General features: G+C 70.8%; 20 protein-coding genes and 1 pseudogene. 9 read left to right on the top strand and 12 right to left on the bottom strand.

Going from position 1 to position 22,437, the window contains the following annotated elements; translation table 11 throughout:
• The first annotated feature begins 249 nt into the window (after positions 1-249).
• The 7 genes from BN1701_RS13815 to BN1701_RS13785 are packed head-to-tail and all read left to right on the top strand — an operon-like array spanning position 250 to position 7,995.
• Positions 250-1,404, top strand: a complete 1,155-nt coding sequence (locus BN1701_RS13815) for an inositol-3-phosphate synthase (RefSeq protein WP_054048952.1) — start codon at positions 250-252, stop codon at positions 1,402-1,404.
• Positions 1,401-2,255 carry an SCO3242 family prenyltransferase gene (locus BN1701_RS13810; protein ID WP_054048950.1) on the top strand — a complete coding sequence of 285 codons (855 nt, stop codon included), beginning with the start codon at positions 1,401-1,403 and terminating at the stop codon, positions 2,253-2,255. Before BN1701_RS13815 ends, BN1701_RS13810 begins: the two co-directional genes overlap by 4 nt.
• Positions 2,252-3,634, top strand: coding sequence for an EboA domain-containing protein (locus tag BN1701_RS13805; RefSeq protein ID WP_054048948.1), 1,383 nt, complete (start codon positions 2,252-2,254; stop codon positions 3,632-3,634). The genes BN1701_RS13810 and BN1701_RS13805 overlap by 4 nt, the downstream gene beginning before the upstream one ends.
• Positions 3,634-4,488: a TatD family hydrolase gene (locus tag BN1701_RS13800; RefSeq protein WP_054048946.1), complete on the top strand. Its 855-nt coding sequence runs from the start codon at positions 3,634-3,636 to the stop codon at positions 4,486-4,488. The genes BN1701_RS13805 and BN1701_RS13800 overlap by 1 nt, the downstream gene beginning before the upstream one ends.
• The gene (gene eboE / locus BN1701_RS13795; protein ID WP_054055842.1) at positions 4,488-5,582 is read left to right on the top strand and encodes a metabolite traffic protein EboE; all 1,095 of its coding nucleotides are present in this window, start codon (positions 4,488-4,490) and stop codon (positions 5,580-5,582) included. The genes BN1701_RS13800 and eboE overlap by 1 nt, the downstream gene beginning before the upstream one ends.
• Positions 5,579-6,982 (top strand): alkaline phosphatase family protein, encoded by a 1,404-nt coding sequence (locus BN1701_RS13790; protein WP_054048944.1) that lies wholly within the window; start codon positions 5,579-5,581, stop codon positions 6,980-6,982. Before eboE ends, BN1701_RS13790 begins: the two co-directional genes overlap by 4 nt.
• A complete protein-coding gene (locus BN1701_RS13785; RefSeq protein ID WP_054048942.1) occupies positions 6,979-7,995 on the top strand; it encodes a sugar phosphate isomerase/epimerase in 1,017 nt (338 codons plus the stop codon). The genes BN1701_RS13790 and BN1701_RS13785 overlap by 4 nt, the downstream gene beginning before the upstream one ends.
• Before the next feature lie 18 nt (positions 7,996-8,013).
• Here BN1701_RS13785 and BN1701_RS37285 read toward each other — a convergent pair.
• Positions 8,014-8,250 (bottom strand): annotated as a pseudogene (locus tag BN1701_RS37285) (LLM class flavin-dependent oxidoreductase); the annotation flags it as partial.
• Positions 8,251-8,267: 17 nt separating this feature from the next.
• On the opposite strand from BN1701_RS37285, the gene BN1701_RS13780 reads away from it, so the two are divergent.
• On the top strand, positions 8,268-8,750 hold the full coding sequence (locus BN1701_RS13780; protein WP_197672091.1) for an NAD(P)H-dependent oxidoreductase: 483 nt from the start codon (positions 8,268-8,270) through the stop codon (positions 8,748-8,750).
• Here the strand turns inward: BN1701_RS13780 and BN1701_RS13775 are convergent, their stop codons facing one another.
• Positions 8,751-9,290 carry an HdeD family acid-resistance protein gene (locus BN1701_RS13775; protein WP_054048940.1) on the bottom strand — a complete coding sequence of 180 codons (540 nt, stop codon included), beginning with the start codon at positions 9,288-9,290 and terminating at the stop codon, positions 8,751-8,753. It lies immediately after the preceding gene.
• Between the two features lie 638 nt (positions 9,291-9,928).
• Here BN1701_RS13775 and BN1701_RS13770 point away from each other — a divergent pair.
• Positions 9,929-10,198 carry a hypothetical protein gene (locus BN1701_RS13770; RefSeq protein ID WP_054048938.1) on the top strand — a complete coding sequence of 90 codons (270 nt, stop codon included), beginning with the start codon at positions 9,929-9,931 and terminating at the stop codon, positions 10,196-10,198.
• 167 nt (positions 10,199-10,365) lie between these two features.
• Here BN1701_RS13770 and BN1701_RS13765 read toward each other — a convergent pair whose 3' ends face one another.
• From BN1701_RS13765 to BN1701_RS13720, 10 genes are all read right to left on the bottom strand, one after another.
• Entirely contained in the window at positions 10,366-11,895 is a 1,530-nt protein-coding gene (locus BN1701_RS13765) for a succinic semialdehyde dehydrogenase (protein ID WP_054048936.1), read from the bottom strand.
• On the bottom strand, positions 11,892-12,734 hold the full coding sequence (locus BN1701_RS13760; RefSeq protein ID WP_054048934.1) for an SDR family oxidoreductase: 843 nt from the start codon (positions 12,732-12,734) through the stop codon (positions 11,892-11,894). Before BN1701_RS13760 ends, BN1701_RS13765 begins: the two co-directional genes overlap by 4 nt.
• 86 nt (positions 12,735-12,820) lie before the next feature.
• Positions 12,821-14,563: a tripartite tricarboxylate transporter TctB family protein gene (locus BN1701_RS13755; protein ID WP_054048932.1), complete on the bottom strand. Its 1,743-nt coding sequence runs from the start codon at positions 14,561-14,563 to the stop codon at positions 12,821-12,823.
• A gap of 250 nt (positions 14,564-14,813) precedes the next feature.
• A complete protein-coding gene (locus BN1701_RS13750) occupies positions 14,814-15,827 on the bottom strand; it encodes a LacI family DNA-binding transcriptional regulator (RefSeq protein ID WP_054048930.1) in 1,014 nt (337 codons plus the stop codon).
• The gene (locus BN1701_RS13745; protein WP_054048928.1) at positions 15,824-17,182 is read right to left on the bottom strand and encodes a GH1 family beta-glucosidase; all 1,359 of its coding nucleotides are present in this window, start codon (positions 17,180-17,182) and stop codon (positions 15,824-15,826) included. Before BN1701_RS13745 ends, BN1701_RS13750 begins: the two co-directional genes overlap by 4 nt.
• Complete coding sequence (locus tag BN1701_RS13740) at positions 17,179-18,054, bottom strand: carbohydrate ABC transporter permease (RefSeq protein WP_054055841.1); 876 nt, start codon at positions 18,052-18,054, stop codon at positions 17,179-17,181. Before BN1701_RS13740 ends, BN1701_RS13745 begins: the two co-directional genes overlap by 4 nt.
• Positions 18,055-18,163: 109 nt before the next feature.
• Positions 18,164-19,099 (bottom strand): carbohydrate ABC transporter permease, encoded by a 936-nt coding sequence (locus BN1701_RS13735; protein ID WP_054048926.1) that lies wholly within the window; start codon positions 19,097-19,099, stop codon positions 18,164-18,166.
• The gene (locus BN1701_RS13730; protein WP_067520714.1) at positions 19,096-20,376 is read right to left on the bottom strand and encodes an ABC transporter substrate-binding protein; all 1,281 of its coding nucleotides are present in this window, start codon (positions 20,374-20,376) and stop codon (positions 19,096-19,098) included. The genes BN1701_RS13735 and BN1701_RS13730 overlap by 4 nt, the downstream gene beginning before the upstream one ends.
• A gap of 59 nt (positions 20,377-20,435) precedes the next feature.
• Positions 20,436-21,878, bottom strand: coding sequence for a carbohydrate-binding protein (locus tag BN1701_RS13725; protein WP_054048922.1), 1,443 nt, complete (start codon positions 21,876-21,878; stop codon positions 20,436-20,438).
• Positions 21,879-22,108: 230 nt separating this feature from the next.
• Positions 22,109-22,435, bottom strand: coding sequence for a hypothetical protein (locus BN1701_RS13720; protein WP_054048920.1), 327 nt, complete (start codon positions 22,433-22,435; stop codon positions 22,109-22,111).
• Positions 22,436-22,437: the final 2 nt, after the last annotated feature.

Here is a 22,437-nt window from a genome sequence, read left to right as displayed (position 1 = left end):
AAGTCATGGGAGGTCCAGTGTGCCGACCGGCGTCCGCGTTCGCTCGGTTAGCGCGGTGTGGGCCGTTGCGAGGCAGAAGAGTGACCCGTCTTCAAGCTGTCCAAGCGAGGAAAGTCCGCTGCTGGGCATCACCTAGACGTCGCAGGCGTGGGTGTCGGACCATGCCCGTGACGGCGGGCGTCGGGTGTCATCCACCCGGCGCCTGCCCGTGGTCAGGACACCAAATCGGGGTAATGGGAGGACTGTTCCATGACACGCACTGGGCTGTGGCTCATCGGGGCCCGGGGGTCGGTCGCGACCACCGCGGTCAGCGGGCTGCTCGCGCTGCGGGCGGGCCTCGCGCCGCCGACCGGGTGTGTCACGCAGAGACCCGAGTTCGCCGAGGTTCCGTTACCGGCCTGGGAGGACCTCGTCGTCGGCGGGCACGACGTGGTGGCGACGCCGCTGGAGAAGTGCGCCGAGCCGCTGGCGCAGGCGGGCGTGCTGCCGCACCACCTGCTCAGTCACATCGTGCCTGGTCTGCGCGCGGTCGACACCGAGATCCGCGACGGCTACCACCCGGTGACCCACCAGGGCAGCCAGGCCGACGCGGCGCGGCGGATGGTCGACGACATCGCCGGGTTCCGCGACCGGCACGGGTTGGCGCGGGTCGTGGTGGTCAACGTGTCCTCGACCGAGCCGCCCGCGCCGTTCGTCCCCGAGCACGGCGACCTCGCCGCCCTGGAAGCGGCCATGGCCGACCCGGGCCGAGCGGTCCTGCCTGCCAGTTCGCTTTCCGCGTACGCCGCACTGCGGGCGGGCTGCTCCTTCGTCGACTTCACGCCGTCGACCGGTATCGCCCTGCCTGTGCTGGACCAGCTGGCCCGTGAGCTGGCTCTGCCGTACGCGGGCCGGGACGGCAAGACGGGGGAGACCCTGCTGCGCACGGTCCTGGCGCCCATGTTCACCGCCCGCGCCCTGCGCGTCCGCTCGTGGGCGGGCACCAACCTGCTCGGCGGCGGCGACGGCGCGACCCTGCAGGATCCCGACCGGGCGGGCAGCAAGCTGGAGTCCAAGGCCCGCGGCCTGGCCGCGCTGCTCGGCCACGACGTCGTCGCGCCGCTGCACATCGACAACGTGCCGGACCTGGGCGAGCAGAAAACGGCCTGGGACCACGTCTCGTTCGAGGGGTTCCTCGGCGCTCGGATGACCCTGCAGTTCACCTGGACCGGCCTGGACTCTTCGCTGGCGGCTCCGCTGGTGCTGGACCTGGCCCGGCTGGTCGCCGCCGCGCACGCCGACGGCCAGTCCGGTCCGCTGGGCTCGCTGGCGGTCTTCTTCAAGGACCCGTTGGGATCCGACGAACACCGCTTCGCCGAGCAGACCCGCGAGCTGTACCGGTGGGCGGGGGAGTTGCGCGCATGAACCCCTACCTCGAACTTGTCCGCGCGCCCGCCGCGCTGACCGTGCTGGGCGACACCGTCGCGGGAGCCGCCGTGAGCGGTCGACCGCTCACCGGCAGGCGACTGTTGCTGCCGCTGGCGTCGGTGGCGCTGTACTGGTCCGGGATGGCGCTCAACGACTGGTCCGACCGCGGACTCGACGCGACCGAACGCCCCGAGCGGCCCATCCCGTCCGGCCGGGTCAGCCCGGGCGCGGCGTTGGCAACGGCCACGGCGCTCACCGCCGCGGGTCTGGGCATCGCGGCGTGGGCGGGCGGCCGGGACTCGGCGCGCGTCGCGGTCTTGCTGGCGGGTGCGATCTGGTCCTACGACACCGTTCTCAAGTCCACCCCGGCCGGGCCCGCCGCGATGGCGGCCTGCCGTGGGCTCGATGTGCTGCTCGGCGCAGGCCGTGCCCGGGCCGCGTCGGCCCTGCCCGCGGCGACGGCCATGGCGGCCCACACCTTCGCCGTGACCGCCTTGTCGCGCGGTGAGGTTCACGGCGGATCGCCCGAGGTCGCGCGGGCCGCGGTCGGCGGCACGGTGCTGACCGCGCTCGCCGCGGTCGGCGGACCGGCGCGCTCCTGGCGCCACCGGGTCGCGGGCGCGGTGGCGGCCGCCGGGTACGCCGCCTCGGTCGGCCGGGCGCAGTACGCGGCCGCGGTCGACCCGAGCGCGGCCACCGTCCGCGGTGCGACGAAGGCAGGCATCCACGGAATGGTGCCGTTGCAGTCAGCGCTGGCCGCCCGCGCCGGATCGGCGGCCGGTGCCGCCGTGGTCGCGCTGGCGCTGCCGCTGGCGCGGCGGCTGAGCCGGAAGGTGAGTCCGACATGAGCTTCGACCTCGGCTATGGCACCAACGGGTTCGCCAACCACCGGCTCGACGACGCCCTCGCGGTGATCGCCGACCTCGGCTACACCGGGGTCGCGCTGACCCTCGACCACCACCACCTCGACCCGTTCGCCGACGACATCGCAGGCCAGGCCAACCGGATCGCCGCGCGGCTGGACCAGTTGGGGCTCCGGGTGGTCGTCGAGACGGGGGCGCGGTACCTGCTCGACGCGCGGCGCAAGCACCACCCGACGCTGGTCAGCGAGGCACAGGACGTCCGGGTCGACTTCCTGCTGCGGGCCGTGCGGGTGGCCTCGGCGCTCGGCGCGGACTGCGTGTCGTTCTGGTCGGGCATCCGACCGTCCACTGTGGATCCTGAGGTGGCGTGGGACCGGCTGCGCGCGGGCGTGGGCGCGGTGCTTGACGGCGCGGCAGGCTACGGCGTGCCGCTGGGCATCGAGCCGGAGCCCGGCATGCTGGTCGAGCGGCTCACCGACGCGCTGCGGCTGCGGGCCGAACTCGGCTCGCCGGACCTGCTGGGCATCACCCTCGACGTCGGCCACTGCGTCGCGGTCGAGCCGAAGGACGCCGCGGCGTGCATCCGCGAGGCGGCGGGGCTGCTGGTCAACATCCAGCTGGACGACATGCTGCCCGGGGTGCACGAGCACCTGGAGTTCGGTGACGGCGTGCTCGACCTGCCCGCGACATTGGCCGCGCTCACCGAGGTCGGCTATCGCGGGCTGGCCGCCGTCGAGCTGCCCCGCCACAGCCATGCCGCCCCGGACGTGGCGCGGCGTTCGATCGAGGCGCTGCGGGCCGCGTTGCCAAAGTCCACTATGGACCATCCGTGGCTGGTCTCGGCCGAGCGGTCGGTGCGGTCGGCGCCGGACTCGATCCGCGCGCTGTTCCCGGCGGTCGGCCGCGAGGTGGGACGAGAGGTCGACGACGCGGCCCGGACCCGGCTGCTGGTCGTCTACGCGGCGGCGGTCGAGGCCGACGCGCTCGGCCAGGAGCTGACCGCGCTCTACCGCTACGGCGACGACGCCGAGCGCCGAGGCGTGCTGCACGCGCTCGCCGAGGTCGGCGAGATCGCGCCGGAAGCGGGGGTGGAGATCGTCAAGGACGCCTTGCGCGCCAACGACACCAGCCTCGTATCCGCCGCGCTCGGACCGTTCGCCGCCGACCACCTCGACCAGCACTCATGGCGCCACGGCGTCCTCAAGTGCCTGTTCACCTCGATCCCGCTGGCCGCCGTCGCCGGGCTCGACCGGCGGGTGGACGGCGAGCTGCTGCGGATGGTCGGCGCCTTCGCCGACGAGCGCCGCGCGGCGGGCCGCACGGTACCCGACGACGCTGTCGACCTGCTGAGGAGCCAGAGCTGATGCGCATCTTCGATCCCCACATCCACATGACCTCCCGCACCACCGACGACTACGAGGCGATGTACGCCGCGGGGGTCCGCGCGCTCGTCGAGCCCGCGTTCTGGCTCGGCCAGCCCCGCACGTCGGTGGGCTCGTTCACCGACTACTTCGACGCGCTCATCGGCTGGGAGCGGTTCCGGGCGGCCCAGTTCGGCATCCGGCACCACTGCGCGATCGCGCTGAACCCCAAGGAGGCCAACGATCCGCGCTGTGTCGGCGTGCTCGACCTGCTCCCGCGCTACCTCGCCAAGGACGGTGTGGTCGCGGTCGGCGAGATCGGCTTCGACTCGATGACGCCGGAAGAGGACCACGCGTTCGCAAGGCAGTTGGAGATGGCCGTCGAGCACGGCCTGCCCGCGCTGGTGCACACCCCGCACCGGGACAAGACGGCGGGCACGCGGCGCACGCTCGACCTGGTCGCCGAGTCGGGCCTGCCCGCCGAGCGCGTCGTGGTGGACCACCTCAACGAGCTGACCGTGCGCGCGGTCGCCGAAGCCGGGTGCTGGATGGGTTTCTCGGTCTACCCGGACACCAAGATGGACGAGACGCGGATGGTCGCGATCCTCAAGGAGTACGGCACCGAGCGGGTGCTGGTGAACTCCGCGGCCGACTGGGGTCGCTCCGACCCGCTCAAGACACACAAAACCGGCTTGGCGATGCTCGCCGCGGGCTTCACCGAGTCCGATGTGGACACCGTGCTGTGGCGCAACCCAGTGGAATTCTACGGGCAGAGCGGGCGGTTGGTGCTCGACGACGCGCCCGATGCGGCCGAGACGTTCGCGGGCAACTCGGTGCTGCGCGGTGAGCGCGCGTGATCCCGGCCTACTGCACCAACGTCCACCCGGCCGAGGACCTCGCCGGGATCGTCGCCCAGCTCGACCGCTACGCCGTCGCCGTCCGCGAGGAACTGGCGGTCGACACGCTCGCGCTCGGCCTGTGGCTGTCGGCGCCCGTCGCCCGCGCGCTGGCGGCGGACGCCACCGCCCGGCACGGGCTGCGGGCCGAACTCGACGCTCGCGGGCTGACGGTCAGCACCCTCAACGCGTTCCCCTACGGCGGCTTCCACGACGACGTCGTCAAACACGCCGTCTATCTGCCGACCTGGGCCGACCGCGAGCGCGTGGCCTATACGGCCGACTGCGCGACCGTGCTCGCCGACCTGCTGCCGGACTCCGCGGCCTACGGCAGCATCTCGACGCTACCGCTGGCCTGGCGCGAACCGTGGACCGCCGAGGATGACGCGCGGGCGCGGCGAGCGTTCGACAAGATCACCCAGGTGGTGCGGTCGGCGTCGGACCGGCCGATCCGGCTCGCGGTCGAACCGGAGCCGGGCTGCGTGCTCGACACCGTGGCCGACGCCGTGGCCTGGCTGGCCGGGCACGTCGACCCGGACTACGTGGGGATCTGCCTGGACACCTGCCACCTCGCGGTGTCCTTCGCCGACCCGGCCGACACCGTGTCGGCGATCCACCGGGCCGGGCTGTCGGTGGTCAAGGTGCAGGCGTCGGCGGCCCTGGAGGTCGCCGAACCGGGCACCGCCGAGGCCAGGGCCGCGCTCGCCGCGTTCGCCGAACCCCGCTACCTGCACCAGGTTCGGGAGAACACCCCGGTCGGCGTCCTCCCCGCCGACGACCTGCCCGACGCGTTCGACACCCTGCCCGCCGCGCATCCGTGGCGGGTCCATTTCCATGTCCCCCTGCACGCCGCTCCGCCCGCGCCGCTCACCTCGACCACCGATGTCCTGCTTGCCGCCATGGCGGCGCTGCGGTCCACTGTGGCGGTGCTGCCGCACGTCGAGGTCGAGACCTACACCTGGTCGGTCCTGCCCGGATTCGATCAGGCGTCGCTGTCCTCGGGCATCGCCGCGGAGCTGCGCTGGGCGGCCATGAGCCTGGGAGCGGCCGTATGAAGCCCTTGGTGGTCATCGATGTCGTCGGGATGACGCCCCGGCTGCTGGCGCACATGCCGAACCTGGCCCGCATCGGCGCCCAGGGCTGGCAGGCCGAACTCGGCACCGTGCTGCCCGCCGTCACCTGCAGCGTGCAGTCGACCCTGCTCACCGGCCGCACCCCCGCCGAGCACGGGATCGTCGGCAACGGATGGTACTTCCGCGACCTCGGCGAGGTGCACCTGTGGCGCCAGCACAACGCGCTGGTGGCGGGGGAGAAGGTGTGGGAGACCGCCCGCCGCGCGCACCCCGGCTACACCGCGGCGAACGTCTGCTGGTGGTACGCGATGGGCGCCTCGACCGACATCACGGTCACCCCGCGCCCGATCTACCACGCCGACGGGCGCAAGTCGCCGGACTGCTACGTCCGCCCACCCGAGCTGCACGACCGGCTCACCGGGTCGCTCGGCGCGTTCCCGCTGTTCCAGTACTGGGGGCCGACGGCGTCGATCGGGTCGAGCCGGTGGATCGTCGGCGCGGCCCGGCAGATCCTCGCCGACCAGCGTCCTGACCTGCTGCTGGTCTACGTCCCGCACCTGGACTACGACCTGCAACGGTTCGGTCCGGACTCCGCCCAGGCCGTCGCCGCCGCGCGCGACGTCGACGCCGCGATCGCCCCGCTGCTCGGTGACGCTTCGTCCGCGGGCGCCACGGTGGTCGCCTTGTCTGAGTACGGGATCACCGAGGCGCGCAGGCCGGTCGACATCAACCGCGCGCTGCGTGCCGAAGGTCTGCTGGAGGTCTACACGCAGGCGGGCATGGAGTACCTCGACCCGTGGACCTCGCGCGCCTTCGCCGTCGCCGACCACCAACTCGCGCACGTCTACGTGGCCGACCCGGCCGACGTGCCGCGGGTGAAGGCGATCCTGGACAAGCTGCCCGGCGTGGACACCGTCTTCGACCGCGCGGCCCAGGCGAGCGTCGGACTCGACCATGAGCGGTCCGGCGAACTGGTCGCCGTCGCCGAGCCGGACGCCTGGTTCACCTACTACTACTGGACCGACAACGACCGCGCGCCGGACTTCGCCCGAGGCGTCGACATCCACCGCAAGCCCGGCTACGACCCGGCCGAGCTGTTCTTCGACCCGGCCGACCCGCTCGCCAAGGCCAAAGCGGGGCTGACGCTCGCGCGCAAGAAGCTCGGCCTCCGGTACACGATGAAGGTCGTGCCGCTGGACCCGTCCGTCGTGCGCGGCACCCACGGCAGGCTGCCCGACTCCGCCGACGAGGGCCCGGTCCTGCTGTGTTCCGACCCGGCCGTGCCCGCCGCCGTCGAACGCGACGGCCGCATCGCCGCCACCGACGTCCGTGACCTCCTGCTCGACCTGCAAGGACTCTCCGCGAAGGAGCTGGTTCGATGAGCCGCCCGATCACCCTGTTCTCCGGCCAGTGGGCCGACCTGCCCTTCGACGAGGTGTGCGCGCTCGCGGCGAAGTGGGGCTATGACGGGGTGGAGATCGCCTGCTCCGGTGACCACTTCGAGGTCGACCGCGCCGTCGCCGAGGACGGGTACGTCGAGGCCAAGCTCGCCCAGCTCGACCGGCACGGCCTGAAGGTCTTCGCCATCTCCAACCACCTCGTCGGCCAGGCGATCTGCGACGACCCGATCGACTTCCGCCACCAGGCCATCCTGCCCGCCCGCGTTTGGGGCGACGGCGAGCCGGAGGGCGTTCGGCAGCGGGCCGCCGCCGACATGGCCGACGCGGCGCGGGCGGCGGCCGAACTCGGCGTGGACACCGTCGTCGGGTTCACCGGGTCGAAGATCTGGAAGTACGTGGCGATGTTCCCACCGGTGCCCGAATCGGTGATCGAGGACGGCTACGCGGACTTCGCGCGTCGGTGGAACCCGATCCTCGACGTGTTCGACGAGGTCGGCGTGCGCTTCGCCCACGAGGTCCACCCGTCGGAGATCGCCTACGACTTCTGGACCACGAAACGCACCCTGGACGCGGTGGACAACCGCCCCGCCTTCGGCCTGAACTGGGACCCGTCGCACTTCGTCTGGCAGGACCTCGACCCGGTCGGCTTCATCCTCGATTTCGCCGACCGGATCTACCACGTCGACTGCAAGGACACCCGCAAGCGCTTCGACGGCCGCGGCGGACGCCTTGGCTCCCACCTGCCCTGGGGCCACCCCCGCCGCGGCTGGGACTTCGTCTCGACCGGCCACGGCGACGTGCCATGGGAGGACTGCTTCCGCGCGCTGAACGCCATCGGCTACGCCGGACCGATCTCGGTGGAGTGGGAGGACGCGGGCATGGACCGACTCCGCGGCGCGCAGGAGGCCGTCGCGTTCGTCCGGAACCTCGTGTTCGATCCGCCGACCACGTCTTTCGACGCCGCGTTCAGCACCCGACCCGAGGGCGGCGTCTGAGCACGGTCGGACTCAGCGGCGGAACAGGCCGCGTGCCCTTAGCAGCGGGACGACAGTCTCGACGAACTCCTCCAACCCGGACGGCAGCAGCGGCGCCATCACGTTGAAGCCGTCGGCGGCGCCCTGGGTGAACCAGAGTTCGATGTGGTCGGCGATCTGGTCAGGGTTCCGGCGACGACCTGGTGGCCGCGGCCGCCGCCGAGGCGCCAGGAGTTGGCGCAGGGTCAGGCGTTCACGTTCGGCGACGTCGAGGACCGCCGCCCTGTCCGGCTATGTCGCGCGCAGGCTGCGGGCGCACGGGCACGTGGTCCGCGAGTTCGCGTCCGCGACCTGCCACCGCGGCGCTGCTGGCCGCCGACACGGCCGACCCTGCCATCACCGGGGTGATCGACGCGATCGCGGGCGCGGACGCGGTGGTGGTCGCTTCACCCGTCTACAAGGCGGCCTATTCGGGGCTGTTGAAGGCTTTGCTCGACTTGCTCCCGCAGTTCGCGTTGGCGGGAAAGGCCGTGCTGCCGCTGGTCACCGGCGGCACCCCCGCCCACGTGCTCGCCATCGACTACGCGCTGCGCCCGGTGCTCACGTCACTGGGCGCGGACCACGTGGTGCAAGGCTGGTTGGTCCTGGACAAGCACATCGCGGTCGACGCGGACCGAGTCGCGCTCGACGCGGCGGGCGAAGGGCCGGTGCGCACCGCGGTCGACGGATTCTCGGAGGCGGTCCACGCCCGTCGCCCACTTGCGGTGGCGCTCTGATCAGACCAGCGCGCCGAGCGTGCGCAGGCGGGTGCCGAACCAGATCACGGTGAGACCGCGCACCAGCAGGCCAACACCCAGCCAGATCGCCAGGGTGAGCACGGTGAGGTTGGGCCAGGCCAGCGCGATGAGCCCGACCATCAGGGTCACCAGCCCCACCGCGAGCCACATCCCCCACGCGGGCAGCTCACGGCGCCACGCCAGCGCCATGCCCACCTGGATGGCACCGCCCGCCACGAACGAGATCCCGACGGTCAGCGCCAGGGCGAGCAGCGTGATCCCCGGCCAGAACAGGGCGACGAGCCCGAACACGATCCACATCGCGCCGAGCAGGTAGGACGGCCAGCGGGTCCGGTACCGGTCGGCACCGACGATGTCGTCGATCCCGGCGACCAGCATCCCGATCGCGACGAACACGGCCAACGTCGCCAGCGCGGCGGCCAGGTTGGCCAGGAGCAGGACACCGAGCACGGCGATGAGCACCCCGAGGAGGACCACCATCCACCACTTGCGGCTGATCGCACCAAGAGGCTGGCCCATGCCTGCTCCCTTCACTCTCCGCGAGTGAACGTAGCGCCGCGCAACCGGTGCCGCGACTTGAGCGCGTGGCCATCCGATGTGGACGGTCAGTGGGATCGGCACCCAGCCGAGCCGTCCGCACGGGGCGGGCGGCTCGGTGGCGAGGTTCGGCGAGCGTGGCCACTGAGCGCCGTCGGCACACCCCGTGGTGGGCGCCTTCGGTCGCGACCGAATTCGTCGAGTGTGCCGAGGGCGGCTCGGTGGCCGGAGCGGCCGTTGGGGTGTCGCGTGGGTGCGGGCCCGACGCAGGTCGGACCTCGTCTCCGGCCGGTGTCGGCCGGACTGGACTCCGCCGAGAACGATGTCCTCGGCGGTTCCCACGCTACTCCGCCGCCTTCATGATCGGTGCTGTTCAGGACACCGGGGCCTCGCAGACGAGGATCTCCCCGCCGTCGTCGGATGCCGCCCACATACGCGGTCAGTGCGGTTCATAGCGTGGGATATCCCGACCGGATGGGGTGAAAGTCGACCGCCACTCCAGCGGGCCTCCAGGGTTCCTGCGTTCTCAGGGGCGACTCTACGTACTTGTTTACGTATTTCTCGCGAGGCGCGACCGCCTTCTCGGGGCGCAGTCTCGAATCAACTTCGGGAGGTGTGCGATGAACGCCACGGAACTACAGGCGCTACGCCACTGCGCGCAGGGAGCGGTGCTCTTCCACAACGGGCTCTGGGGCGCGCCGATGGGCTATCTCTGGGCCGGGGACGACGGACTCGCCGCGGGCCACGTGCCGCAGTGGGAGTCCGAGGCACTGGCACTGCTGGAGCGGCGCGGACTGGTCGCGGTGCGACCCGGCCCAGGCACCCGCGACACGCCCGTCGAGCTCACCGAGCACGGGGTCCGGTGGCTGGACGGAAGCGTGGCGGCCTAGGGCATGTCCTGCGGATCATGGCGGGCGCTATCGGCGCCCGCTTGGCACCTGGCCGCACCGCAGGAACGGCCACGGACAACCAGTACGCGACCGTCCCCGCGGCACGCCCAAGTGCCAAGCGGATCACGGATCCCACCCACCATGATCCACAGGACACGCCCTAACCCTCAGCGCGGGAGGCGGGCGAGCCAGCCGATCGACCTGGCGAGCAGCTTGCCGTGCAGCGCCCTGGGCAGCCCCCAGCGCGCGTCCAGGGCCACGAGGCGCTGGGTGGCAAGGGTTTGCGGTTCGGTGAAGCGCAGCAGTCCCGCCGACCCGTGGCGCCTGCCGAGGCCGGAGTCCTTCCAGCCGCCCGCGGGCGCGGAATGGGAGCCGAACGTCGCCGCGTAGGCGTCGTTCACCCCGACCCCGCCCGCGTCGATCCGCGCGGCCAGCCGTGCCCCCGCCGCGGTGTCGGTGGTCCAGACACTCGCGGTGAGGCCGTAGGCGGTGTCGTTGGCCAGCGCGATCACCTCGTCCTCGGTGTCGAACGGGTACACCGCAACGACCGGCCCGAACACCTCCTCGCGATGCATCCGCGCGGTCGCAGGCACACCACTGAGGACGGTCGGCTCATAGAACAGCGGGCCAAGGTCCGGCCGGGCCCGACCGCCGATGTGGACGGTCGCGCCCCGCGCCACGGCGTCCTCGACGTAGCCCGACACCCGGTCCAGCGCCGCGCGGGTGGCCAGGGAGCCGATGTCGGCGGTGAAGTCGTAGCCCGCGCCGAGGGTGATCGTCTTCGAATGGCGGACGACCAGGTCCAGGAACCGGTCATACACCGAGGCGTGCACGTAGAGCCGTTCCGCGGTCATGCACAGCTGGCCCGCGTTGCCGAACGACGCCCGCGCGACCGCGGCCGCGGCCCGGTCCAGGTTCGCGTCGGCGAGCACGATCATCGGGTTCTTGCCGCCGAGTTCGAGTGAGCAGCCGGTCAGGTTGGCCGCGCAGCGCTGGGCGATGCGGCGGCCGGTGGCGGTCGAGCCGGTGAAGGCGACATAGTCCGCGCCGTCGACCAGCGCGTCGCCGATCTCGGCCGGGTCGCCGGTGACCACGGTGAGCACGTCGTCGGGCAGCCCGGCCCGCCGCGCCAGTCGGGCCAGCAGCAGCGCCGACAGCGCGGTCTGGTTGTCCGGCTTGAGCAGCACCGTGTTCCCGGCGAGCAGGGCGGGCACGGCGTCGGCGACAGCCAGCGCGACCGGGAAGTTCCACGGCGCGATCACCGCGACGACACCCTTGGGGCGGCGCAGTTCCACGGTCTTGGTCAGCACCGGGATCGCGCCGCGGTGGCGGACCGGCCGCAGCACCCGGCCCGCGGTGCGCACGTGGTAGCCGCCGCCGAGTATCGCCTCGGCGACGTCGAGCACGGCGTCCATCCGAGCCTTGCCGCCCTCGGCCTGCAGCACGTCGTACACGTGCTCCCGCTCGGCGTGCAGCAGCCGCAGGAACTCGCCGATGACCTGGCACCGGGCGGCGACCGGGGTCGCGGCCCACCCGGGCTGCGCGGCCCTGGCCATGAGATACCCGTCGGCGACGTCCTCGGCTGTCCACTGTGGAATCGCGGCCAGCGGCTCGCCGGTGAACGGCGCGGTGATCCAGACCGGGTCGCCCGCCCGGTCGGCGGTGTCGGCGAGGATGTCGTCGATGGTGGCGGTCATGCCTGGCCTCCGGTCGCGCGATGGTGGTAGGAGTCGCGCGCGGCCTGGTCGACGTCGAGGTAGCCGCGCTCGCCGCCCATCGCCTTGGCCAAGGCTATCTGTAGCCGCTCTGGCAGGGCATTGATCGTGCGCAGGGTGACTCCGAGGGTTCGTGGCACGCTGCGCACGGGCCGGTCGTGGGCGACCACCCGCACCACCGCCTCGGCCACCTGCTCCGGCTCGACCGACGCCATCCGCTTCATGACGCGGCCAAGGCGCAGCCCCTGGGAGAGTTCGGTGTTGACCACGCCGGGAAGCACGGTGGAGACCCGCACCCCGGTGGGCCGCAGCTCCGCGCGCAGCGCCTGGCTGAAGCCGACCACGCCGAACTTCGTCGCCGCGTAGCTCGCCACGCCCGGCAGGCCGACCACACCGGCCAGCGAGGCGATGTTGACGATGTGCCCCCGCCCTCGCGCGGCGAAACGGGTGCCCGCGAGCCGGGAGCCGGTGAGCACGCCGTGCAGGTTCACCGCGAGCATCTGCGCCTCGATCCGCTCCGGCTGACGCAGGAACTCGCCGGTCAGCATCACCCCGGCGTTGTTGACCAGCACGTCCAGCGGGCCGAGCGTGCTCTCGACGGTGTCGAGGAAGGTCGCGAACGCGGCCGAGTCACTGACGTCCAGCGGCAGCCCGACCGACTCGGTGGGCAGCTCGGCGGCGGCCTTCTCCGCGCCATCGGCGTCCAGGTCGCCGATCCCGACCTTGGCGCCGGTGGCGGCGAATGCCTTGGCCACACACAGGCCGATCCCGCGGGCGCCGCCAGTGACGGCGATGACCGCGGGCCGGGTCGAAGGTCGCATGAACGTTCCCTCTCGACGACGTCTTGAAAAAACATTCCGGACTGTATTTTAGTTGTGGCCTGCCGCCCGCGGAAGAGGGCAATTCCTCACCCGCGCGGTTCGGGGAACCGCTTGACTGGGAAGGCCTCAACCTTCGTCAGCGGCGCGGTGACCTTGTCCATCCCGATCACGTACACCTCCACCTGGTCCGCGGTGACCCGCAGCCGCAGATGGCACTTGTAGTCCTCGATCCGCAGCCCGGAGTAGGCCTCCAGGGTGTGGTACCCGAATCCGTCGGCCAGGTGCAGATACGACACGAACACCACCGTGCCGAGCACGACCATCCCGACCGCGGTGACCGCGTAGACCCAAGGCTCGTGTCCACCGAGTTCCCACCCGAACCCGAGCCAGGCCACCAGGAACGCCGGTCCGGCGTGCAGCGCGGCGTGCCCGATGGTCAGGCCGAACATGGCGAACTTCCTCGGCCACCCTGGCCGGTGCCCCTTGACCCCACTGGCGGCGTAGGCGCCGAACAGAACCGCGATGACCACCGCCACGATGGTGATCAGCACCGGCCCGCGCAGCAGTACGGCAAGGAAGATCAGGGCGTGCACCACGCCCGCCAGCAGCGGGAAGTCGACGCCGTTGCGGTAGGCGGCGGCGAGGAACCGGAACCGGGTCGTCTGCCTCCTGGAGTCGTCTTTGGACGGATACCTGTGCTTGAGCTTGTAGGTCGTGTTGTCGGAGCCCGCGTCCCACGGTCGCCACGCGGGCTTGAGCGTGTCCGGCAGGTGGTGGGTGCCGGACAGGAAGGCGCCGCCGCCGCCGCAGGTCACCAGGTCCGGGCCGATCCCTTCGCTGGGGGCGTAGTGCGCGTAGTGGTGGCTGTCGCCGGTGAGGATCAGACGCACCCGGTCGCGCCAGCCCGCGCCCAGGATCCGCTCCAGGAACCAGAGCATCGTGAACAGCGGAGTCTGCTCGTCGGCCTCGTACACCGCGCCGGTGTCGGCCTCCATCCAGCAGGGCGTCGCCGTGCACAGGATGATCCCCGCGCCGTCGAGGTGGGTCGCGGCTTCGGCGAAGTAGGACAGCTGCTCGGCGTCGATCGCCGCCTCCAACTGACTGTCCACTCCCCACAGCCACCACCGCGGCGAGAGTTGGACGGCGAAGTAGCTGCGCGACTGGAACGCACCCCAGCCGCCCATGTCATCGCGCACCGCGGGCAGGTCGACCATGCCCGACCGCTGTCTGGCCCGCTGGTTGAGCGCCCACGACTCGCAGAACACCCTGCGGAAGGCGACAAGCCCGTCGTACCAGTCGTGGTTGCCCGGTAGCGCGACCACCGGCGGGCGGCCATGGACTTTCCCGCGCGAGGCCTGCCCGAACACCTTGAGCAGGCGTTCGCGGTACTCGTCGACCGACGCCACCGGGTACACTTGGTCGCCGCCCATGACCAGGAGATGTGCCTGATGTGGACGGTCCTTGAGTTCGGTTTCCAGCCCGGCCACCGGGATCGGCGTCCCATCGTCCTCGACGCCCGCCAGGCCGCGCGCTGTCGCGAATGTCGCCTCGAACCCGTCACCGGTGTCGGCCACGTAGTCCACCCACACGGCCCTGTCGGTGGTGGGCAGGCGGTAGAACTCGCGCGGACAGCCCGACATGGTCTCCCGCTTGTCGGCGAACTTGGCGAACACCGACGCCTGCACGACCTCGAGCGCGGTCCGACGCAACTGCCCGATCGACAGCCACTTCACCGGGTCGCGGCCCTGGGCCGCCTTCGTGGGCGGCGAGACCTGACCGCCGTCACCGGGCACGAGCACCTGCGGGGTGAGTCCGTCCGACTGGAACATAGGCCACCTCGGAATCCGCGTGTACTGGCCGTCGTCAGCGGGCGCCTTGACGTTACGGCCGATCGGTTCACCCGGTCGAGCGGTGTTGGCCCGGTCAGGTGCCCTGCTGGATCGGGGCGTATCTGCTGCGGCTCGACCGCCTCGGGGACGTGCGGCTCGCGGTCCCGGCGAGCCGGTTGCGCAGGCGGCCGTCCAGGGTCATGCGGAGTTTGGGACATCTACCCGTCGTAGGTGGATGACACCGGGATGGTCAGGCGGACTCGCGTTCGACCAGCACCGTGGGCAGCACCACCGGGTCGCCGACCGGGTCGCCGCCGATCTGGGTGAGGAGGAGTTCGGCCATGATCCGGGCCTGGTCGACCACCGGCTGGTGGATGGTGGTGAGCGGCGGCTCGGTGTGCTTGGCCATCTCGATGTCGTCATAGCCGACCACCGCGACGTCCTCTGGCACCCGCCTGCCCGCCGCGCGAAGGGCGCGGAGGGCGCCGATGGCCATCAGGTCGCTGGCGACGAACACCGCGTCGGTGTCCGGCCAGCGGTCGAGCACCTCGGCCATGCCCCTCTCGCCGGACTCGCGGGTGAACGCGCCGCGGGCCACGCGGGTCGGGTCGAGGCCCGCGGCGCTCAGGGTGTCCTGGAAGGCGGCGAGGCGGTCGACGCCCGCGGTCATGTCCGGTGGACCGGCGACAGTGGCCACGCGCCGCCTGCCGATGGTGATCAGCCGTTCCGTGGCCAGCACGGCGCCGCCGAGGTTGTCGACGTCGACGTAGGTCAGGCCGGGCAGCAGCCGTTGCGGGCGACCGCCGACCACGGTCGGGATCCCCGCGCCGAGCAGGATCTCCGGCAGCGGGTCGTCGCCGTGCATGGACACCAGCAGCACGCCGTCGACGTGGCCGCCGCGCACGTAATCGGCCAGCCGGGCGTGCTCGGCGTCGTTCTGGGCGTTCATCAGGACCAGTTGCACGCCGGTGCCCATCAGCGTGTGGCTGGTCGCGATGATCATGTTGCCGAGGTACGGGTCGGCGAGCACGGTGGCGTCCGGTTCGCGCATGACCAGCGCGACCGAGTCGGTGCGGCGGGTCGCCAGGCTGCGGGCGGCCCGGTTGGGCACGTAGCCCAGCCGCGAGATGGCCGCGTCCACGGTGGTCTTGACCTCGGGGGAGACCTTGGGCGAGCCGTTGATCACCCGCGACACCGTCGCGCGCGAGACCCCCGCCGCGGCGGCCACCGTGTCCAGTGTCGGCTGACGCCGTGTTGAACTCATGCCATCCCGTTGATGCCGTTCGCCTTGATCACGTCCCGGTACCAGTATGCGCTGTCCTTCCACAACCGGCGCTGCGAAGCGTAGTCGACGTGGACGATGCCGAAGCGCTTCGCGTAGCCGTAGGCCCACTCGAAGTTGTCCAGCAGCGACCACACGAAGTACCCGCGCAGGTCGACCCCTTTTCGTAGGGACTCGTGCGCGACGGCGAGGTGTTGGTGGAGGTAGGCCACGCGGTCGGAGTCGCGGACCGCGTCGTCGGCCACGACATCGTCGAACGCGGCGCCGTTCTCGGTGATCATGATCGGGATCGGCGGGTAGTCGTCACGCAGCCGGGCCAGGATCTCGCCCAGTCCGCGCGCGTCGATGGGCCAGCCCATCGACGTGGTCGGGCCCGCCGGTGTGACTGTCCGGATGTCCGCGCAGCCTGGCCAGGGGCCGTCGACCTCGCCCTCGCCGAGGTCGACGACCGTCGGGCTGTAGTAGTTGACCCCCAACAGATCGATGGGCGTTGCGATGATTGACTCGTCGCCCGCGTGCACGAATCCCCAGTCGGTGAGCGCGGCGGTGTCCTGGAGCACATCGGCGGGATAGCCCGCGCCGAACAGCGGGTCGAGGAAGATCCGATTGGCCAGCCCGTCGATCCGCCGCGCCGCGTCCTCGGCGGCGGGCGACGCGGGGCTCACCGCGGCCAGGTTGAGCACGATCGACACCTCGGCACTCGCCGGGAGCGCGTCGCGCAGGGCCAGGGTGCCCAGGCCGTGGGCGAGCATCAGATGGTGCGCGGCCCGCAGCGCCGCGGCGGGCTCGGTCCGACCGGGCGCGTGCACCCCGGACGCGTAGCCGAGGAACGCCGAGCACCACGGCTCGTTCAGCGTCGTCCACCCCGGCACCCGGTCGCCCAGCCTGGCGGCCACGAGCCCCGCGTACTCGGCGAACCGCGCCGCGGTGTCGCGCTCGGCCCAGCCGCCCACGTCCTCGAGCTCCTGGGGCAGGTCCCAGTGGTAGAGCGTGAGCATGGGGGCGATGCCCTGGCCCAGCAGCTCGTCGACGATCCGCTCGTAGAAGTCGAGTCCAGCGGCGTTGGCCGGTCCGCGCCCGGTCGGCTGCACGCGGGGCCACGCCACGGAGAACCGGTAGGCCGACAGCCCGAGGTCCCGCATCAGCGCGATGTCGGCGCCATACCGGTGGTAGTGATCGGCGGCGACGTCCCCGGTGTCGCCGCCGTCGATCTTCCCGGGGGTGTGCGCGAATGTGTCCCAAATGGACCGACCGCGCGCGTCGACGCCTCCCTCGATCTGATACGCGGCGGTCGCCGCGCCCCAGACGAAACCCTCGGGGAAAACCAGCCGTGTCATCCCTTCACCGCCCCCTGCATGATTCCTCCAATGATCTGACGGCCGAGCACCAGGAACACGATCAAGATCGGGAAGGTGGCGATCACCGTCCCGGCGAGCACCAGCGCGTAGTCCACTTCGATCCCGCTGGCGGTGTTGGCGATGGCGACCTGCACCGTCGGGTTCTGCGTGTTGAGCAGGATCAACGGCCAGAATAGGTCGTTCCAGTACGTGATGAAGATCAGCAACCCGAGCACCGCGGCCCCAGGCCGGGCGATCGGCAACACCAGACTCCAATAGATCCGCAGCGTCGACGCGCCATCGATCCGCCCGGCCTCGATGAGCTCGTCGGGCATCGCGGAGGCGACGTACTGGCGCATGAAGAACACACCGAACGCGCTGACCAGCGCGGGGACGATCACCCCGCGCAGGTCGTTGGACCAGCCGAACCACTGCGTGACCATGATGTAGAGCGGGATGATCGCGAGCTGGGTGGGCACGAGCATGGTGGCCACGACCATGCCGAAGAGCGCGTTCTTTCCTTTGAACCTCAACTTGGCGAAGGCGAAACCGGCGAGCGTCGAGGTGAACACGACCGACACGGTGATCGTCCCGGCGACGAGGGTCGAGTTGACCAGCGCGATGCCGAAGTCGCCTTGGTCGAACGCGGTTGTGAGGTTGTCCCAGAGGTTGCCGCCGGGTACCAGCGGTGGCGGGTAGCGGCCGATGGCGGATTTGTCGCGCGAGGACACGACTATTGACCAGTATAGGGGGAAGGCGGAGATGAGGACGATGGCTGTCAACAGGCTGTAGGTTATCCACAGCCCCCGCTCGCCCCGCCTTTTCTGTCGGCCTCTCCCGATAGACTGGCGCAGGGACGTCCCCCCTGGGATGGGTGGGGGCTGCGCTCGGGGGGTTTTGGGTTGAGGTGTTTGAAAGAGCGCTTGTCGGGATTGCGCGGCCGAAGGGTGTGGTGGCCTGCTGGGTGTGTGGGTCATCGGCCTAGTCCGTCGATCTGATGCGGCGGGTCAGCAGGAAGTTGATCGCCGCGATGATCACGGTGATCAGGAACAGGGTCCACGCTATCGCGGCTCCGTAGCCGTAGCGGCCGTTGGTCCAGAACTGTTGGTACAGATAGAGCACGATCGTCTGGAACTGGCGTTGTGAGCCGCCGTTGTTGTTTCTGGTCGCGTCGAACAGGAACGGTTCCGCGAATAGTTGCAGGGCTCCGATGGTGGAGACGATGACGGTGAAGATGATCGTCGGGCGCAGGCTTGGCACGGTGATGTGCCAGAACTGCTGCCACTTGCTCGCCCCGTCGATCGCCGCCGATTCGTACAGGTCATAAGGAATGGTCTGCATGGCGGCCAGGTAGATGAGGGCGTTGTAGCCGGTCCAGTGCCAGGTGACCATCACCGCCACCGCGATCCACGACGACCAGGTGTCGGCCCGCCAGTCGACCGGGTTCTCCACGAACGGTTGCAGGAACCAGTTCACCAGGCCGAAATCGCGGGCGAAGACCTGGTTGAAGATCAGCGCGACCGCGGCCACCGAGGTGACGTACGGGACCAGCACGCCCATTCGCAGGACCAGGCGCCCCCGCAGCCGGTAGTTCAGCAGGTGCGCGATCCCCAGGGCGAGTATCAGCTGCGGGCCCGTCGACAGCAGCCCGATTCCCAGCGTGTTGACCAGCGCGTTGTGGAAGTTCTCGTCGCCGAACAGGGTTCGATAATTGTCGAGGCCGACCGACACGTCCGCGCTGCCCGGTCTGCGGGGGCTCCACGCGGTGGTGGAGATGATCGCGGTGTAGGCCAGCGGGAACAGGCCGAATACCGCGAACAGCAGGAAGAACGGCGAGATGTAGAGATACGGGGATGCCGACCGGTCCAGGCGGTGGAGCCGGGACCGCCACCGGTCCCGGCTCCGCTGCACCGTCATCCCGCCGCTGCCTTGATGTCGGACAGGGTCCGGGTCCAGGCCTCATTCGGGTCGGTGCCCTGCTCGACGCTGTTGAGGGCGGCGGCGAAGATGTTGCCGATGACGCCGCTCTCCGGGCCGACGACCTGGGCCGGGGCGTTGGCCAGCGAGTCGGGGAAGATCTTGCCCGCGGGCGCGTTGTTGAAGAACGGCGAGGCGAAACCCGCGACCTCGGGGGTCTTCCAGGTGCTCTGCTGGCTCGGGAAATTGCCGATGGTCTTGAACAGCTTCACGTTCTGTTCCGGGGCGGTCAGCCACTTCGCCAACTCGACGGCCGCCTTGGTGTTCTTGCCCTGGCTGGGCACCGTGACGTAGGAGCCGCCCCAGTTGCCGGAGCCGCCGGGGATCTTGGCGATGTCCCACTTGCCGCTGGTCTCCGCGGCGTTGCCCTGGATGTAGCCCATCATCCAGGCCGGGCAGGTGACCGTGGCGAACTGCCCGCGCTGGAAGCCGGTGTTCCACTCCGGGCTGAACTCGGGCAGCGCCGCGGACTGGCCGTTCTTGATGGCCTTGACCGACAGGTCCCAGGCGTCGCGGACGGCCTTGTTGTTGTCGACGATCAGCTTGCCCTCGGTGTCGTAGAAGGTTTCCCGTTCGCCGCCGAGGATGCCGGTGAACACGTGGCCGCCCGCGTCGAACCACTTCACGCCAGACGGTGCCTTCCGCAGGAAGCGGGTTCCGGTGTCGACGTAGGCTTCCCACGTCGGCCAGAGCGCGGCCACCGCCTCGCGGTCGGTGGGCAGGCCCGCGGCGGCGAACAGGTCGGTTCGGTAGCACACGGCCAGGCCGCCGATGTCGGTCGGCAGGCCGATGAGCGTGCCTTTGTCCACTGTGGATGCTCGCGCGACGACGGCGTCAGTCCATTGTGATGTGTTGACTTCCTCGTCGCGGAAGTTGACGAACTTGTCGGGTTGGCCGATGAACCCGGCCACCTGGCCGACCTCGATCAGTTCGAGGTCGGCCGCACCGTCGCCCGCGGTCAGCCGGGCCTGCAGGTTCTTGTGGTGGGTGCCGAAGTCGCCGCGGTTCTCCACGATCTTGACGCCGGGGTGGGTCCGCTCGTACTCGTCGTAGACCGACCGGTTGTCCGGCAGCGAGAAGTTGTCGCCGAAGACGTTGATCGTGAGCGTGACAACGCCCGCTTGACCGGTCTCGCCGCCGCCGCACGCGGTGAGCGCCAGCGCGCTCGCCGCGAGCGTCGCGACAACGGCCCTCATCGGCCGTCCCGCGTTGTGCATGATTGTGCTCCTTACTGCTGGGATCGGGTTGCAGGGCGCGTCATCCTCGGGAGACGGCGCTAGCGGCGGAAGGTGAACCAGTTGACGTTGAGGTACTCGGCGGGCTGGCCGCTGGTGAAGGTCAGGTACACGTCGTGTACGCCGGTGACGCCGCTGATGTTGGCCGGGATCGTGCGCCAGCTCTGCCAGCCGCCGGTGTTGGCGACGGCGAAGGTGCCGATCGGGGCGTTGCTTCGGTTGTCGAGCCGCACCTCGACCAAGCCACTGATCCCGCCGCCCGCACCGGAGGCCACCCGCGCGTCGAACTGGGTCGCCGGGGCGCCGGAGCCGAAGTCGACGCCGCGGTACAGGGCCCAGTCACCGTTGGCGATCGACCCGATGTGCTGCCCGCCGCCGCTGTCCTGGGCGGGCGCGGTGCTCAGGCCAGACTGCTGCTGGAAGTTCTCCGCCTGGATGGTCCCGTAGGCGTTGCCGCCGCCCGGCGGGGGAGACGTGGTCGTGGTCGTCGGTGGCCGGCCGGTCGTGGTCGTCGTGGTCGGCGGGGCGCCGCCGCTGGTGTAGACGGCGACGTAGTCGACGACCATCGGGTGACCGGGAACGGTGGCCGGGGTCGGGGTGGTCCCGCCCGCCAGCGCGTCGGGGAAGGCGCCGCCGATGGCGAGGTTCAGCAGGATGAAGTAGCCCGCGTGCGATGTCATGTTCTGCCAGGTGTCGGCGGGGAGCTGGTTCTGGCTCACGCTGTGGAACTGCTGGCCGTCGACGTACCAGCGGAACTGGTTGGGTGAGGCGCTCTGGTCCCACTCGAACCGGTAGGTGTGGAAGCCGGACTGGCAGGAGGAGCCGGGGCACGCGCGGCTCGCGGCGATGCCGTTGGTCTCGTTGCACGGGCCGCCCGGGTTCACTCCACAGTGGAGCACACCCCACACGGAGTCGATCCCGTTGACGTTCTCCATGATGTCGAACTCGCCGATGCCAGGCCAGTTCCAGTAGTTGCCGCGATACGGCGAGCCCAGCGCCCAGAACGCGGGCCAGTAGCCGACCGCGGCGGTCCCGGTGACGTTGGGCATCTGGATCCGGCCCTCGATGCGCAGGACGCCGCCCGCGGGTGGCTTGAAGTTGGCCCGGTGGGTCTCCAGTCGCGCCGAGGTCCAGTTCCCGGCACCGTCGCGGCGCGGGGTGATCCGCAGGTTGCCCGCGCCGTCGAGACTGACGTTGTCCGGGTTGTTGGTGTGCGCGGCGATCTCGCCAGTGCCCCAGTTGCCGGGACCGCCGGGATAGCCGTGGCCGAGGTCGAAGATCCAGTTGGCCGAGGACGGCAGGGAGCCCGCGGCGCCGGTGAAGTCGTCGCTCCATTGCAGCGTCCACCCGGCGGGCGGCGGTGGAACGGCGGCCTGGGCGGAGATGGTGAGCGGGACGGCGACCGCCAGCGCCGCGGCGGCGGCGCCGAGCGCGAGCCGGACCCGGCGGGCTGGTCGGGGCGGGGAGAGGGAGGTGACGGGCATGGGAGGTGACCTCCTTGTCACAGGCAGGGAACCCTTGTTGTGGTCTGCAACAAATCTTCGCGTGACCCATGGAAGCGCTCTCACGGCCGAAAGTCAACGGTTGAAAGCGATCTCATCCGCGCGGTGAAGGTTTGCTGCCGCGCGAGCGCGGATGGTCCACCGCGACCCGCGGACCAGGCTCTGTCCTGATCCGCTACGCGCCGTGGACTTGGCCGAGTGGTGGCCGCGGCTCAGCCGAGGATCGCGGCGACGTTGGCGCGGTCCGCGCCGAGTTCGGTGTAGAGCCGTGCCCAGGCCCGGTCCGTGTCGGTGGGCGGTGTGCCGTCGCAGTACCGGGTCTTCCCGTACTGGGTGTAGTACTTCAGCACCGCCAAGGTCTCGCCGGTCTCGCGGTGGGCCGGATCGGTGTAGCGGGGACCCGGGCCGGCTGGCTGGTGCTTGATGCAGGTCAGCGTCGTGGCCCGGCCTTCGTCGTCGAAGACCGGGCCGAGGTCCGGCGCCGAGGAGCAGCCCGCGAGGGCCAGCAGTGCCGCGGCGGCGGTGGCTAGTTTGCGCATGG

Origin of the sequence: Alloactinosynnema sp. L-07, from assembly GCF_900070365.1 — a bacterium.
Classification (GTDB): domain Bacteria; phylum Actinomycetota; class Actinomycetes; order Mycobacteriales; family Pseudonocardiaceae; genus Actinokineospora.
This window is presented reverse-complemented; position numbering and strand designations above follow the sequence as displayed.